This is a genomic window from Mesorhizobium sp. RCAM 05104, assembly GCF_059683645.1.
Genome location: NZ_CM185033.1, coordinates 5971957 through 5985984 on the forward strand (window position 1 = coordinate 5971957; position 14028 = coordinate 5985984).

12 protein-coding genes and 1 pseudogene are annotated in these 14028 nt (G+C 63.0%); 6 read left to right on the forward strand and 7 right to left on the reverse strand.

What is annotated here, in order from left to right; translation table 11 throughout:
• Window positions 1-8 precede the first annotated feature (8 nt).
• The 4 genes from AC56QP_RS29230 to AC56QP_RS29245 form a co-directional block, all read right to left on the reverse strand.
• On the reverse strand, window positions 9-335 hold the full coding sequence (locus AC56QP_RS29230) for an NIPSNAP family protein (protein WP_489862328.1): 327 nt from the start codon (window positions 333-335) through the stop codon (window positions 9-11).
• A 103-nt stretch (window positions 336-438) separates the two neighbouring features.
• Window positions 439-1797 carry a mandelate racemase/muconate lactonizing enzyme family protein gene (locus AC56QP_RS29235; RefSeq protein WP_489862327.1) on the reverse strand — a complete coding sequence of 453 codons (1359 nt, stop codon included), beginning with the start codon at window positions 1795-1797 and terminating at the stop codon, window positions 439-441.
• Between the two features lie 70 nt (window positions 1798-1867).
• Complete coding sequence (locus tag AC56QP_RS29240) at window positions 1868-3034, reverse strand: mandelate racemase/muconate lactonizing enzyme family protein (RefSeq protein ID WP_489862326.1); 1167 nt, start codon at window positions 3032-3034, stop codon at window positions 1868-1870.
• Window positions 3035-3088: 54 nt separating this feature from the next.
• On the reverse strand, window positions 3089-3799 hold the full coding sequence (locus AC56QP_RS29245; protein WP_489862325.1) for a GntR family transcriptional regulator: 711 nt from the start codon (window positions 3797-3799) through the stop codon (window positions 3089-3091).
• 231 nt (window positions 3800-4030) lie between these two features.
• On the opposite strand from AC56QP_RS29245, the gene AC56QP_RS29250 reads away from it, so the two are divergent.
• The 6 genes and pseudogenes from AC56QP_RS29250 to AC56QP_RS29275 all read left to right on the forward strand — a co-directional run bounded on the left by AC56QP_RS29250 (window position 4031) and on the right by AC56QP_RS29275 (window position 10513).
• Complete coding sequence (locus AC56QP_RS29250) at window positions 4031-5509, forward strand: ABC transporter substrate-binding protein (RefSeq protein WP_489862324.1); 1479 nt, start codon at window positions 4031-4033, stop codon at window positions 5507-5509.
• A gap of 77 nt (window positions 5510-5586) precedes the next feature.
• Window positions 5587-6546, forward strand: a complete 960-nt coding sequence (locus AC56QP_RS29255; protein WP_489862323.1) for a carbohydrate ABC transporter permease — start codon at window positions 5587-5589, stop codon at window positions 6544-6546.
• Entirely contained in the window at window positions 6543-7433 is an 891-nt protein-coding gene (locus tag AC56QP_RS29260; RefSeq protein WP_091581481.1) for a carbohydrate ABC transporter permease, read from the forward strand. The genes AC56QP_RS29255 and AC56QP_RS29260 overlap by 4 nt, the downstream gene beginning before the upstream one ends.
• 12 nt (window positions 7434-7445) lie before the next feature.
• Complete coding sequence (locus AC56QP_RS29265; protein ID WP_489862322.1) at window positions 7446-8543, forward strand: ABC transporter ATP-binding protein; 1098 nt, start codon at window positions 7446-7448, stop codon at window positions 8541-8543.
• A gap of 33 nt (window positions 8544-8576) precedes the next feature.
• Window positions 8577-9739: pseudogene (locus AC56QP_RS29270) on the forward strand (mandelate racemase/muconate lactonizing enzyme family protein).
• A 24-nt stretch (window positions 9740-9763) separates the two neighbouring features.
• On the forward strand, window positions 9764-10513 hold the full coding sequence (locus AC56QP_RS29275) for a ribonuclease activity regulator RraA (RefSeq protein ID WP_489862320.1): 750 nt from the start codon (window positions 9764-9766) through the stop codon (window positions 10511-10513).
• Window positions 10514-10790: 277 nt separating this feature from the next.
• Here the strand turns inward: AC56QP_RS29275 and AC56QP_RS29280 are convergent, their stop codons facing one another.
• The 3 genes from AC56QP_RS29280 to AC56QP_RS29290 all read right to left on the reverse strand — a co-directional run bounded on the left by AC56QP_RS29280 (window position 10791) and on the right by AC56QP_RS29290 (window position 13935).
• Window positions 10791-11924, reverse strand: coding sequence for a substrate-binding protein (locus tag AC56QP_RS29280; RefSeq protein WP_489862319.1), 1134 nt, complete (start codon window positions 11922-11924; stop codon window positions 10791-10793).
• A gap of 70 nt (window positions 11925-11994) precedes the next feature.
• Window positions 11995-12267 (reverse strand): hypothetical protein, encoded by a 273-nt coding sequence (locus AC56QP_RS29285; protein WP_091581466.1) that lies wholly within the window; start codon window positions 12265-12267, stop codon window positions 11995-11997.
• A gap of 90 nt (window positions 12268-12357) precedes the next feature.
• Window positions 12358-13935 (reverse strand): HD domain-containing phosphohydrolase, encoded by a 1578-nt coding sequence (locus AC56QP_RS29290; RefSeq protein WP_489862318.1) that lies wholly within the window; start codon window positions 13933-13935, stop codon window positions 12358-12360.
• Window positions 13936-14028 lie beyond the last annotated feature (93 nt).

Genomic DNA, 14028 nt, shown 5'->3' on the forward strand with positions numbered 1-14028 from the left:
GCGCGGTCCTATTTCACAGACGAGAAAGCTGTCGGCGTGAGCAGCTGGCTGCTGATATTGGCAATGATCTGCCCGTCGCGCTCAGACTCGTCCCGGGCCCTGTGCCATGCCGGATCGGTGACGAAGGCCGCCCATTTCGCCTCACGCTCGGCCAGCGATTCCCAGGCGAGGAAATAGGTGAGGCGATTGCTGTTTTCGCCGATCGTCGTGGTGAAGAACCCGGCTTGGCGGATGCCATGCCTCTCCCAGATGGCCAGCGTCTGGTCGGAAAAGCGCTTGAGCAAAGCCGGCAGCCTGCCCGGCAGGCAGTCATAGATACGCAGTTCGTAGATCATGGTTTCGTCCGTTTCTTTCTTTGCCTCTCCCTTGGGAGAGGTCGACACGAATGCTCGGTCGTTGGCCCTGTGTGCCTGAGGAAATGAGGGAAGGGGGTCTGGGCTAACTCCAGGTCCGGTCCCAGCTATATTCATTGTCCCAATGCTCGGTGGATTGCCATATCCCCGTGACACCCGGTTGCAGGTGCAGCGAGATTACCTCGTCGACGACGTCGTCAATCCCCAGGCCCGGCTTGTCCGGAACAGTGATAAAGCCGTCCTTAACGAGCGGCTTGGGCAGGCCGGTGACGATATCGTCCCACCAGTCGACATCGGCGGAGTGGTATTCGAGCGCCATGAAGTTTTCGGTCGCGGTGGCGACATGTGCGGCGGCCATTGCGGCGATCGGGCTTTCTGCCATGTGGATCGCCATGGCGACGCCGTGGTCCTGCGCCATATCGCCGATCTTCTTGGTCTCGAGGATGCCGCCGCTGGTGAGCAGGTCCGGGTGGATGACGGAGAGGCCGCCGCTCCTGAGCAGAGGCTCGAACCCCTCCTTGAGGTAGATGTCCTCGCCGGTGCAGATCGGCACCGTGGTGGCGTCCTGCAGCTGTCGGTACTGCTCGGTGTATTGCCAGGGAATCACATCCTCGAGCCAGGCAGGGACGTATTTCTCGATACGGCGCGACAGGCGTATGCCGTCCTGCAGCGAGATGTGGCCGACATGGTCGATGGCGAGCGGGACCTCGTATCCGATGACCTCGCGAACCTCGTGGATATACTGCTCGAGCAGGTCGATCCCCTTTTCGGTGAAATGCAGGCCCGTGAACGGGTGCTGCACGTTCTGCGCATCGTAAGCGAGATTGCGAGCCTTGCGCTCGTCGAGCGTGCCGCCACGGCCACGTGGATTGGCGTGAAACCCTTCGAGCACGCCGGCGGGCGCGACCACGGCGCCCGGGACATGGGCGATCTGCATCAAGCCCAGGTCCATCTTGAGGAAGGTGAAACCGCGGTTCATGCGCTCCTTGAGGCGCTTTCCGGTTTCGGTGCCGCTCGGTTTCTCGGCGTCGGTATCGCAATAGACGCGCACGCGATCGCGAAACTTGCCGCCGAGCATCTGGTAGACAGGGACGCCATAAGCCTTGCCGGCGAGATCCCACAGCGCGATCTCGACCGCCGAGACGCCGCCGCCTTGCCGGCCGTGCCCGCCGAACTGCTTGATGCGGCGAAACAGGCGATCGATATCGCAAGGGTTCTCGCCAAGCAGCCGGCTCTTCAGCATCAGCGCGTAAGTGGCGCTGGCGCCGTCGCGCACCTCGCCAAGCCCGACGATGCCCTGGTTGGTGTAGATCTTGAGCAGCGCCGAGGTGAACGGCGCGCCGACGATCTCGGCTACCCGCATGTCGGTGATGCGAAGCTGGGAGGGCTTGGAGTTGGTGTTCACCCGATTGAGCGCCGCGTCGGCTCCACCCGTCTTTGGCATGACCTATCCTCCTTCTGGTGGCTTCTGGTCGCGAGGCTTGTCGCCCGCACGCTGGCGGCGCAGAGCGTTGTTAGCCCAGCTCAATCTCGTGGGCCTGCAGGTACTCGCGGTTCATCTCAACGCCGAGACCAGGCTTCGACGTCAGCTTGAGGCTGCCGTTCGAAACGTCGAGCGGTGTGTCGATCAAGTGATCGTATTTGCCCAGGTTCCACTCCGACGTTTCGAGTTTGTAGAAGTTGGGAACGGTCATCATCACCTGCGCTCCCGCAACCACGTTGATCGGTCCCGCGGCGTCATGCGGCGAAACCGGGATGTAGTAGGCTTCGCACAGGGCGGAAATCTTCTTGAGTTCGGTAATGCCGCCGGTCCAGGTGACGTCAGGCATGATGTAGTCGGCGAGCTTGTTTTCGAGCACCGGCACGAAATCCCACTTGGTGTGGCCGCGTTCGCCCCACGAGATCGGGGCACTGACCTTGTCACGAACCTGCTTGAGGGCGTTCAGGCTCTCGGGCGGGCAGGGCTCCTCGAACCAGTCGATCTGGCCGGCTTCCTCGAGGCTCCGGCAGAGGCGAATGGCGGTGGGAACGTCGAAGCGGCCATGCGCATCGATGAGAATATCGACATCGGGCCCCGCCGTTTCGCGGATCAGCGCCGTGAGTTCGGCGGCCTCGCGCTCGTCCTTGCGGGTCATGCTGCCATCGAGATAGCCGTCGCGCTGTTCGCGGGACAGGCCATCGGCGGTGCGGCCCTGGTGCGGGAAAGGATCGAACTTGAGCGCGGTGTGTCCGGACTCGACGATGTCCAGGATTTCGCGGACCACAGCCTCCTTGCTGGTGAACTTGGCCTGGTTGGGATGGGTGTAGAGCGCGATTTCCTCGCGTACCGGTCCGCCCAGCAGCTCGTAAATCGGCTGGCCGAGGACTTTGCCGCGGATGTCCCAGAGGGCTATATCGATGGCGCTCACGCATTCGACGGCGGCGCCGCGGCTGCCCATATAGGTGAAGCTGCGGAAGATCTTGTGCCACAGATGCTCGATCCGCGCTGGATCCTCGCCGGTCACGGCGGCACCGATCTGCCGCAGGATCGTGCAGAGAGCACGGTTGGCGAGCTTGGTGGTGGTGGTGATCTCTCCCCAGCCACTCACCCCCTCATCGGTCGTCACTTCGACGAACAGGTACTCTCCCCAATAAGAAGCATCGGATTTGATCAGCCACGGCCGAATGCTCGTGATTTTCATCTCTCAACTACCTTTATCTGATGGTCAGGCTAACGATGTTCCTGAGGGGAAATTCTATCCGGCCCGAGCGGCGTTGCGCGCGCGCATCTGTTCGAGAACATGCCGGCCGGAACCCTCGACATGACGGGAAATGAGTTCGGCGGCCTTGTCTGCCTCTCCCGCCTTGACGAGGGCGATGAGTTCGCGGTGCTCGCGCATGATCGCGGCACGCCGTGCGAGCGTGAAATTGAAACGACGGCTCACGGCTCGCAGCACTTCGCGATGCTTCCACCAAAGCTCGGCGGCATGGCGGTTGTAGTGCCGCTGGTACATCACCGTGTGGAAGGCGGTATCCAGCTCGCTGTGCCTGAACGTGTCGGCGAAGTTGTTCTCTTCGATCAGGCCCTGGAGACGTTCGAGTTCGGCGATGTCCTCGCTGGTGGCCATGTTCACGAACCATCGCGTCAGGGCCGGCTCGATCAGAACACCGATCTCGTAGATATCCCGGACAAAATCCTGATCTATGGGCCGGACGCGCGCCCCGCGGTTGGCGACAAAGGTGACAAAGCCCTCTCCGCGTAGCAACTGCAGAGCCTCGCGGACGGGGTTGGTCGAGGTGCCGTGACGCCGGGCGAGGTCGGTGACCACAAGCCGTTCGTTGGCGGCGAGCCGTCCCTCGATGATGTCTTCCCTGATCCGTTCATAAAGCGAGGCGCCCTCGCTGGAGGCCCCGATAGGGTCAATCCCCGCCGGTGGCTTGGCTTTAAAATAACTTGTTTCGGCCAAGGCCCCGGCTCCCCCAATTAATACATACTCTGCCCGATATCACACACGGTTTTCACAAACAATGTACGATCTAACGCGTTGACAGGCAATCTACGATCTGAAAACGTACGAAGTGATCGAAGGGATACATCGAAAGGAACGTTGAGCAGAAAGACGCGTCCCCGCGGTTGAACAAGCAAGGACCGCTCGCCTCGATGCAGAGCGGCATGGGAGAGAACCTGGAGGATACCTATGACGAGGATTACACTCGGCGGTGCCGTCCTGCGCGGCACTGTCTCCGCTGCTTTAATGGTATCGCTTATGTCCGCGTCGGCGCTGGGTGCGGCGCCGGTCGATTTGAGCAAGTGGTCGCCGGAATATGTGCGCTCCATTGCGGGCACACAGGATTTTGATACGGCGGCCGATTGCGGCAAGGTCACCCCGCTCGACTACAAGGGGCGGCTGACTTTCTGGTATCAGGGCGTGTTCGAAGGCGACCCCGATCTCCTGCGCCAGTATTACAAGGAGTTCTTCGAGACCTTCCGCAAGACCTATCCGAACATCCAGCTCGAGGAACAGGCGCTCACCTACAACGACCTTCTCGACAAGTTCCGCACGGCGCTCCTGGGCAATGCCGCGCCGATGGCGGTGCGCCTGCAAATCCTGGGGGGTACCGAGTTCGCCGCAAAGGGCTATCTGCAGCCGCTGAAGCCCGAGGACGTGGGGTATTCGACCGAGGACTTCTGGCCCGGCGCCTTGAAAGCCGTGACCTGGGACGGGGTAAGCTACGGCATTCCGACCAACAACGAGACGATGGCGTTCATCTGGAACGCCGACATCTTCAAGCGCGCGGGCCTCGACCCGGACAAGGCTCCGGCAACCTGGGACGACGTCGTCAAGTATTCCAAGCAGATCCACGACAAGCTCGGCATTGCCGGCTACGGCCTCGTGGCCCGCAAGAATGCCGGCAACACGCCGTACCGCTTCATGCCGCAGCTGTGGGCCTATGGCGGTGGCGTCTTCGACGAAGCCACCGCGAGCCCGACCTACAAGGAGGTTCAGCTCGATAGTCCGCAGAGCAAGGCGGCGCTGCAAGCCTCCTACGACATGTATGTTCGCGACAAGTCGGTTCCGGTTTCGGCACTCACCAACCAGCAGGCCGATAACCAGCCCCTGTTCCTCGCCGGCCAGCTCGGCATGATGATCTCGCACCCGTCCGACTACAACGTCATGCTCGACCTGCAGAAGAAGGCGACGGGCACCGACAAGGACAAGGCGCAGACCGTCATCGACAACATGCGCTACGGGCTGATTCCGACCGGGCCCGACGGCAAGCGCGCCGTCGTCTTCGGCGGCTCGAACATTCACATCCTGAAGCCCGAATATGTCGAGGGCGGCAAGGTGGACGAGCCGGCTGCGAAGGCCATCATCTGCATGTGGACGAGCCCTGAATGGTCGCTGAAGATGGCTTACGCCGGCTCGAACCCGGGCAACCTCAACGGCTTCAAGACCAAGTGGATGAAGGAACGCCTGGACAGCATCAAGTTCCTTGATGTCACGACCTCGATGCTGCCTTACGGCATCCCGTTCCCAGCGCTGCCGCAGTCTCCCGAGATCATGAACATCATCATCCCGGACATGCTGCAGAATGCCCTGACCGGAGCGATGACCGTCGATCAGGCAGCTAATGACGCGGCCCAGAAGGTAAAGGACCTGATGGGCGGACTCTAGTCCGAGCCGGACCCACGATCTGACCGGCTGCGCCGAAGGTGCGGCCGGTTCGTTCCGAAGAACAAGGGCACGCCACAGTGACGATCGTGACCGGCAAGACCGAGGCTCGCCGAAGATTGCAACCCGGTATGTCCGGCGTGCTGCGGAAGATCTGGGAGCATCGCGCTGACTACGCGTATGTGCTGCCTGCGATCGCCATTATGCTCATCGTGATCGCCTATCCGATCTACTACACGATCGAGCTGTCGTTCTTCAGTACGCCGCCCGGCCTGCAGCTCCGCGACAAGACCTTCATCGGCTTCGACAACTACACGGCCATCCTCACCAGCGCGGTGTTCTGGAAGGTCACCTGGAACACCCTGATCTGGACGGTGGGATCCACCTTGATCTCCTTTGTCCTGGGGTTCGCCGCCGCGCTGGCGCTCCACCGCGACTTCATCGGCCGTGGCGTCCTGCGCGCCATCCTGATCATTCCCTGGGTCATCAGCGCGGTCGCCGCCTCCTATATCTGGAAGTGGATCTACCATTCGGACTTCGGCATCATCGGCGCGGTGCTGGTCGGCCTCGGATTGGCCGACCGGCCACCGAATTTCATCGACAGCGTCAGCACGGTGCTGCCCTCCCTGATCGTCGTTAATATCTGGCGCGAATTTCCGTTTGCCATGATCATGATGATGGCGGGCCTGCAGACAGTCCCCGACCAGTTGCTGCGCGCCGCCAAGGTCGACGGGGCCAATGCGTGGCAGCGCTTCTGGCACGTCACCTTCCCGCATCTGAGCAATGTCTCGACAGTGACGATCCTGCTGCTCGCAGTCGCCAACTTCAATTCCTTCATCATCCCCTGGATCATGACCGGCGGCGGGCCGTCGAACGCATCGCATATCTGGATCACCCACATTTATGAGCTCGCCTTCGGCCGGCAGCGCTGGGGGGTGGCATCGGCCTATTCGGTGCTGCTGTTCCTCATCCTGATGACGCTGGGCTACTTCTACGTCCGTGCGCTGAGCGGCAACGAGCGGAAAGAGGGGGGCGCATGAGCACGATTGCCGAGACAGCCCCTCGAGGCCAGACCCGCCGCCGCATGCGCGTCGACGGATGGCGGTGGGCCGGGCGCATCTTCCTCGTGTTCATGCTGCTTTACACCGCGTTGCCGATGATCTGGATGCTGATCACTTCGATCAAGTCCGGATTCGCGGCGATGCAATTCCCGCCGCAATGGTGGCCTGACGAGCCTACCCTTGCCAGCTACCAGAAGCTGCTCGATCCGCAGAACAGCGTCGGCCAGGACTTCCTCCGCTTCTTCTGGAACAGCCTTTACGTCTCGACCGTCACGACGATCCTGTCGGTGATCGTGGCTGTCCCCGCGGCCTACGCGTTTTCGCGCTTCACTTTCCCGGGCCGGAACTTCCTGTTCTTCGCCGTGCTGCTGCGCAACATGTTCCCGGCGGTGATCTTTCTGGTGCCGCTCTTCATCCTGATGCGCGCGCTCGGGCTGGTGAACACACATGGCTCGCTGATCTTGACCTATCTCACCTTCGGCCTGCCGCTGGCGATCTGGCTGCTCAAGGGCTTTTACGACAACATCCCTGTGCAACTCGAGCAGGCGGCGCGCATCGATGGGGCAACGCGGTTCCAGGCCTTCATCCTGATCGTGATGCCGCTCTCGACGCCTGGAATCATCGCCACGGCGATCTATTCCTTCATCGGCGCGTGGAACGAGTACATCTACGCCTACACCTTCCTCTCCAAGAACGAACAGTTGACGCTGCCGGTCGGCATCCAGCGCTTCTTCTCGGAAAATACAACGGACTTTCCGGGCCTGATGGCGGCCAGCTTCATGATGAGCGTGCCCGTCGTGGTGCTGTTCCTCGTCCTGCAACGATACTTCGTACGCGCCCTTACAGAAGGCGCGGTCAAGCATTAGGGAGTCCCGCCGATGGCCCACGTGGTCCTCAAAGATCTCGTCAAGACCTATGGCAATTTCAAAGCTGTCAACGACGTCTCGCTGACGGTCAATGACGGCGAGTTCGTCGCGCTCGTCGGCCCTTCAGGCTGCGGCAAGACCACCACGCTCAATCTCGTCGCGGGGCTGATCCCGATCACATCGGGCGACATCGTCATCGGGGACCGGGTGGTCAACGACCTCGACCCCAAGGACCGGGACATCGCGATGGTGTTCCAGAACTACGCGCTCTATCCGCAGAAATCGGTTTACAAGAACCTGGCGTTCCCGCTGCAGATGCGCAAACTGCCCAGGGACGAGATCGACAAGAAGGTCAGGGAAGCGGCGCGAGTGCTCGACATGACGCAGCTGCTCGAGCGCAAGCCACGCGAACTTTCGGGCGGGCAACAGCAGCGCGTGGCCCTGGGCCGCGCGCTCGTTCGAGATCCGGCGGTATTCCTGATGGACGAACCGCTCTCTAATCTCGACGCAAAGCTGCGCGTGCAGATGCGGTCCGAAATCAAGCGGTTCCATCAGGACCTCAAGGCGACCATCATTTACGTGACGCACGACCAGCTCGAGGCCGTGACCATGGCCGACAGGATGGCCGTGATGAACGGCGGCTATCTGCAGCAATACGATTCGCCGGCGCAAGTTTTCGCCCATCCCGTCAACATGTTCGTCGCGAGCTTCATAGGCAGCCCGGCGATGAGCCTTATTCCGCTGGAAGCATCGACGGCAAACGGCAACACCGTTCTGACGAGCGCGGAAGGCTGGAGCCTCGAGTTGTCGCAGCCAAACGCGCGCAAGGTCCAGAAAGCGACCACCAGGAAGGTCGTGCTCGGTGCGCGCCATTCGACGATCAAGCTGCACAAGAGCGCGGTCCCCGGTGCCATTCCGGCCAAGGCCTATACGGTGGAACCAACCGGAGACGTCACCTTCGTGCAGGCGTTCCTCTCCGGCGCCATCGTCAACATCAGCGTGTCCCCCAACATCGCCGTCAAACCCGACGAGCAGATCTGGCTCGAGTTCGACCAGGAGCGGATACACCTGTTCGACGGCGAAACTGAAATGGCTCTCGAGGCCAACTGAGACAGGGTGGATGCGTTTGGGACGTGGGCGTGGATGACGACGAAGCTTAAGATCACCGCGATCAAGCCTTATCCAGTGTGGGTAGGAACGCGCAACCAGATGCTGGTCAAGGTCGAGACCGACCAGGGCATCCACGGCTGGGGGAGAGCGGCTTGAGCGGCCGCGAGAGGGCCGTGGCCGGCGCGGTCGAGCACTATCGCGAGTTTCTCATCGGCCGCGACCCGATGCAGATCGGCCGGATCTGGCAGGAGCTCTATCGCAGCCAGTACTTCGAAGGCGGGCGCGTTCTGCAGGCGGCGATTTCGGCCGTCGACATCGCGCTGCACGATATCAAGGCCAAGGCGCTGGGGGTGCCGGTCCATGAACTGCTGGGCGGCAAGCAGCGCGACCGCGTCCCCACCTTCGCCTCGACCGGTGACGAGGCCGAGGGCGATGTTGCCATCGAGCGAGCCCGCGAGCTGCACGAACTGGGGTGGCAGGCGATCCGCTTCTTTCCCTTTGGGCAAAACAGCAAGGACATCTTCGAGCCGCGCGAGTCGATCGGCGCGACCGCGAGGATGCTGAACAAGGCACGCGAGTCGCTGGGCGACGACGTGGTCCTCGGCCTCGACTACCATCATCGGCTGTCGGTGGCGGAGGCGGCGAGCTTCTGCAACAAACTCGGCCGCGGCGTTCTCGATTTTCTCGAGGAGCCGATACGCGACGAGACACCGGAGGCCTACGAATCCCTGCGCACGATGACCGACGTTCCCTTTGCCATCGGCGAGGAATTTGCCAGCAAGTGGCAGTTCCTCCCCTACATCGAGCGCGGCATCCATCAGTTCAACCGGCTCGATGTCTGCAATGTCGGCGGGCTCACCGAGGCGATGAAGGTCGCCGGCTGGAGCGAGGCGCACTATGTCGACCTGATGCCGCACAATCCGCTTGGTCCAGTGTGCACGGCCGCGACCGTGCATCTCGCCGCCGCTGTACCCAACTTCGCGTGGCTCGAGACCAGGGTGCCCGAAACAAAGCTTGGCTTCGACAATTCCGACTTCTTCCCCGTGCAACCACGGCTCGACGGGACCGACTATCCGGTCGGCGATCTGCCGGGGCTCGGCGTCGAGGTCAACGAAGCGGCTGTCCAGGCGCAGAGCTTGCGTTTCTGGGAAGCGCCTCACCTCAAGCGCCGCGACGGTTCCGTCACGAACTGGTAGTTCCCTTTCAACCGGAGTCCGATAATGACGCATACCCCCGACATCACCCGGCCGCCCAAGGACCTGATCGACGCGCTAAGGGAGATCGGCGCCGCGACGGTTGCCGGCACGCTTGGCCACATGGGTTTCCGCAATCCGCACATGGTCGGTCCGGTGGCGCAGAACCACGGCAAGTCGATCGTCGGGCCGGCGCTGACGCTGCAGTTCCTGCCGCAGCGGCCGGACCTCTTTAGCGAGGGAGAATATGCCGATCCGGAGACGCAACTGCACCGGCACGTGCTCTATCACGCGCGGGAGGGCGATGTGGTCGTGGTCGACGCGCGCGGCGACATGAGCTCTGGCGTCTTCGGCGATATGATGTCGACCTATTTCAAGGGCAGGGGCGGCGCGGGCATCGTCATCGATGGATGCATGCGCGACCGGCCCAATGTCGAAAAGCTCGACCTGCCCCTGTGGCTGCGCGGCTGGACGCCCAACTACCATGTGCAGACCAGCATCTATCCGAACGCCGTCAACGTTCCAATTGCCTGCGGCGGTGTCACGGTGATCCCCGGCGACATCATCGTCGCCGACGACGACGGGGTGGTCGTGCTTCCCGTCGCAATGGCCGCCAAGGTGATCGAAGAATCCCAGAAGCATCACGATTGGGAGGAATTCTCGCGAATGAAACTCATGCAGGGCGCGCCGTTGCAACGCTATTATCCGCTGCATGACGATGCCCGCGGGGAGTACGAGGAGTGGCGCAAGACAAACCGCTTGGACAACGCAAGCTAGCGCATGGGTCACCCGGCCGTCGGGCGTCAGTTTCGATCTCGCGGCCGGGATAGGTGTATTGCCACCCGCGGCCTTTGGACCGTTTGCGGACTGTCCGTCTTCGGGATGGCGAGATTGGAAAGCGGACCGACGCGTCCAGCGTATCGCGGACCGCAACGCACCGGCGCCGGAGATAGCGCCCGATAATCTTCAGTTGCTGTGCTATTGCCCGGCTGGGTGGCAGGGCAACTTGCTGGCCGCCCCACCACCTGGAAGAACAGTCATCGACGCGGCCGTCTCAGCCCGCTTTGCTGAGTTGGAGTTCGTCGGCGAGCACGCGTTCGTTGGGATCGATCGGACCCAGGTTCTTGACGACCCGGAAGCGACCGCCCTGCGCCTGCGCGATGTACATGTTCATGCGAACATGGTGCTGGCCGGGAACCATTTCGGCCGGGCCACCCGGTCCCTCGCTGATCCGCGCGTGATCGAGCGCCCGGATGACCTCATCGCGCTCGACCGTGCCGGCCTCATTGACAGCCGCTTCCCACATCTTGATCGCCCGGTAGTGGCCGGTGCAGCCGCTGCCCGAGGTCAACATGGCGCTGCCGGGGAAACGGTCCTGGTAGCGACGCAAGAGCGCGCGGCCAAACGGATCCTCGAGTTCCTGATAGTAGTCGAGGCAGCTGTAGAGGCCTTCGATCTGCTCGGACGGCACGAGATTGAAGAAGTTTTCGTCGAAGTAGGTGCAGATGATCTTGCCGCCGCGTTTGCCGAAACCGGCCTTGTGCAGCTCGTCGAGGAACGGCGTCAGGCCCGGCGGGACGAGGGTGTTGAATACGACGTCGGCGCCGCTCGCCATGATCTGCTCGACCGTGCGCCGGAAATCGACGGTATCGAGTGGGAAATACTCCTCACCGACGATCTCACCGCCGCTTGCGCGCACCACCCGGCTCGCGGCCTTGTTCAGCAGATGGGGCCAGATGTAGTCGGCCGATGGCAGGTAGAACTTCTTCGCCCCGGTGCTCTTCATGAACCATGGGATCAGCGGCTCGACCTGCTGCGCGGGCACCGGACCGGTGCAGAAGATCAGCGGATCGTTTTCCTGTCCCTCATACTGCTCGGTGTAGATGTAGAGCGTCCTCCCGCGCGCGACCGCCTCGCTCTTGATGGCCTGGCGGGTCGAGCTGTAGATGCCGCCGACGACCAGGTCGACCTTGTCGACATCTATCAGTTTCGCGGTCCTTGCCTTGGCGGCGCTGTCGTTGGTCTCGCCATCCTCGACGATGACCTTCACCGGCCGGCCCAGCAGGCCGCCTTTGGCGTTGATGTCGTCGACGAGCATGGTCGTCAGGTTTGCGTTGGCGACGCCCATGAAGGACAACGGGCCGCTGAGTTCGGCGATAAGGCCGATCTTGATGGGTTTCGGATCCATTTGATTTCTCCAAATCTGGGGGTTCGTCGGGGAGGCGCCGCCGCCGGGCGGCAGGCGGCGCGCGGGGACCTCAAGCCTCGTAGTGGCCGAGCAGCAGTGCCGCCTGTGGCTTGCCGACATGGCCGGCTTCCTGCAGGATCGCGGGCACCTCCGGATCCGACACGAAATTCTTCCAGCCCTCGGCGTCCCAGTCGAAGATCGCCCAGACGCGGTCGGGCTCGCTGGGGTCGCGGAAGACGGTTGCGCCGTTAGAGCCGTGCAGCCGGCGCTTGTCGGCGCCCTTGGTTGAAAAGATACGGATGAAGCGGTCGACGTCCGCCACCTTGGTTGTTGCGAGAAGCATCTGATTTCCTCCTGTCGGTCGCGGCCACCATCGGTCCGTCGACAGGATCACGATGCGCGCCCCGGAGCGGGCGCACATGGGGTGTATTCCCTATGCCTGCGTCTCGCCCGGCCGGACAAGGCCATGCTCGACCGCGTAGAGTGCCGCGGCGGCGCGGGTGGTCACGCCGATCTTGGCATAGACGCTCTGGATATGATGGTCTGCGGTCTTGGGCGAGATATCCAGCTTGCGCGCCGCTTCCTTCGCGGTAAGGCCGGCGGCGATCAGGCGCAGCACCTCGATCTCACGCGGCGTCATTCCGGCCAGCGGCCGGGGCGGCGCCCGGCGCGACGGCTGTCCGGCGAAGGACAGCACGGCCTCGGCGGCATCGGGGCAGATACAGCCCTCGCGAACGGCGGCGCGCAGCTGCGTTGCCGCCGCCTCGCTGGACAGCGCCTTGCGGTGCGGACGTTCCTCTCGCGACGTCTGGAAGGCTTCGGCGGCGGCCAGGATCCTCGCCGCCGGCGACAGGTCGGAGCCGTGGACCTTGCGGTGATAGCCCGAGCCGTCCAGGCGTTCGTGATGGCGAAGGACGAGGGCGGCCATCGCATCGCCCTCGCGGCCGAACGAGGCCAGCGCCCGCTCGCCATAATAGGCGTGCAACTGCGCCGCGTCGCGCTCGCGGACCGACAGCGGACCATTGCGCATCCAGGTGGCCACCGGCACCACGAGTTCGCCGATGTCATGGATGCAGCCCGACCAGTGCAGCGCGCGGACGTCAGGGTCGGGCAGCCCGATCCGTTTGCCCGCGCCCGTGGCCAGTTCCGACACCATCCTCGAATGGCCCTGCGTAAACGGCATGCGCATGTCGATCATGTCGGCGATGGCGAGGAACGCCTCGTCGCAAGCCTCCTCGTCCAGCGTCACCGGAGGATCGGGCTCGAGCGCCAGGATCGTCTCGCGGTCGACCGTCGCGCCGATGCCCGCCATCAGCGCCGGCGCGTTGGCCGAGACGAGCCGGGCCAGTTCCGCTTCATATGGGCCGTCAGCACGGCTGGCGATGGTTTCGGCCATCCCGTCGATGCCGACGGCATCGCAGAGCGCAATGGCGTCCTGCGCCAATGTGATCAGGCGCACGGCTGGCAGGACATCCTCGCCGCTCAGCCCACGCGGCAGGCCCTTGCCGTCCCAGCGCTCGTAGATCTGTCCAAGATTGCGTCGTATCTCCTCCGACAGGCCCAACCGCTCGCCGATCCGCTGCGCGACCTCGCAATGCGCGGTCAGGACCGGACGGGCGACGGCGATCGCCTGCGATAGCCCAGCCTCGATCGCCTTGGCCTGCGCGTCGGGCTCAAGATCGTAGTAGAGCCGCTTGAAAGCCTGGACGAAGACCTTGCCCAGTTCCGCCCGGTTGCCCATATCGAGACCGACAAGATCCTGGCGGAGCGCAATTTCGTCGCCGAAGGTGGCCGACAGGAGGTCCGTGTCGGCATTGCAACCGACATAGCGGAGCATGGACTGGTGGTAGGCGTTGCGCCGAACCTCATCGGAAACGCCAGCAAGATCGGCGATCCGCATCGCAAGCACGCAGGATTTCAGTGCGAAGTCGCGAGAATGGCCGGTGGCAAGGTCCGACGCATAGGCGAGGACCATCATGAAATCCGCCCGGCGGATCGAGACGTCTGTCATCGCCCACCTCCCAGTGGCGCTACGCTAGCCCCGCCTGCCGTTTATGCCTAGGGAAAAAACCCCAACCCTGGTTGTGCTATCCGACGAGAAACA

Excerpts from the sequence above, each read along its gene's own strand:
- AC56QP_RS29275 (WP_489862320.1), top strand. The coding sequence starts at position 9,764 with ATGACGCATACCCCCGACATCACCCGGCCGCCCAAGGACCTGATCGAC.
- AC56QP_RS29260 (WP_091581481.1), top strand. The coding sequence starts at position 6,543 with ATGAGCACGATTGCCGAGACAGCCCCTCGAGGCCAGACCCGCCGCCGC.
- AC56QP_RS29285 (WP_091581466.1), bottom strand. The coding sequence starts at position 12,267 with ATGCTTCTCGCAACAACCAAGGTGGCGGACGTCGACCGCTTCATCCGT.
- AC56QP_RS29280 (WP_489862319.1), bottom strand. The coding sequence starts at position 11,924 with ATGGATCCGAAACCCATCAAGATCGGCCTTATCGCCGAACTCAGCGGC.
- AC56QP_RS29290 (WP_489862318.1), bottom strand. The coding sequence starts at position 13,935 with ATGACAGACGTCTCGATCCGCCGGGCGGATTTCATGATGGTCCTCGCC.
- AC56QP_RS29240 (WP_489862326.1), bottom strand. The coding sequence starts at position 3,034 with ATGAAAATCACGAGCATTCGGCCGTGGCTGATCAAATCCGATGCTTCT.
- AC56QP_RS29265 (WP_489862322.1), top strand. The coding sequence starts at position 7,446 with ATGGCCCACGTGGTCCTCAAAGATCTCGTCAAGACCTATGGCAATTTC.
- AC56QP_RS29235 (WP_489862327.1), bottom strand. The coding sequence starts at position 1,797 with ATGCCAAAGACGGGTGGAGCCGACGCGGCGCTCAATCGGGTGAACACC.
- AC56QP_RS29250 (WP_489862324.1), top strand. The coding sequence starts at position 4,031 with ATGACGAGGATTACACTCGGCGGTGCCGTCCTGCGCGGCACTGTCTCC.
- AC56QP_RS29230 (WP_489862328.1), bottom strand. The coding sequence starts at position 335 with ATGATCTACGAACTGCGTATCTATGACTGCCTGCCGGGCAGGCTGCCG.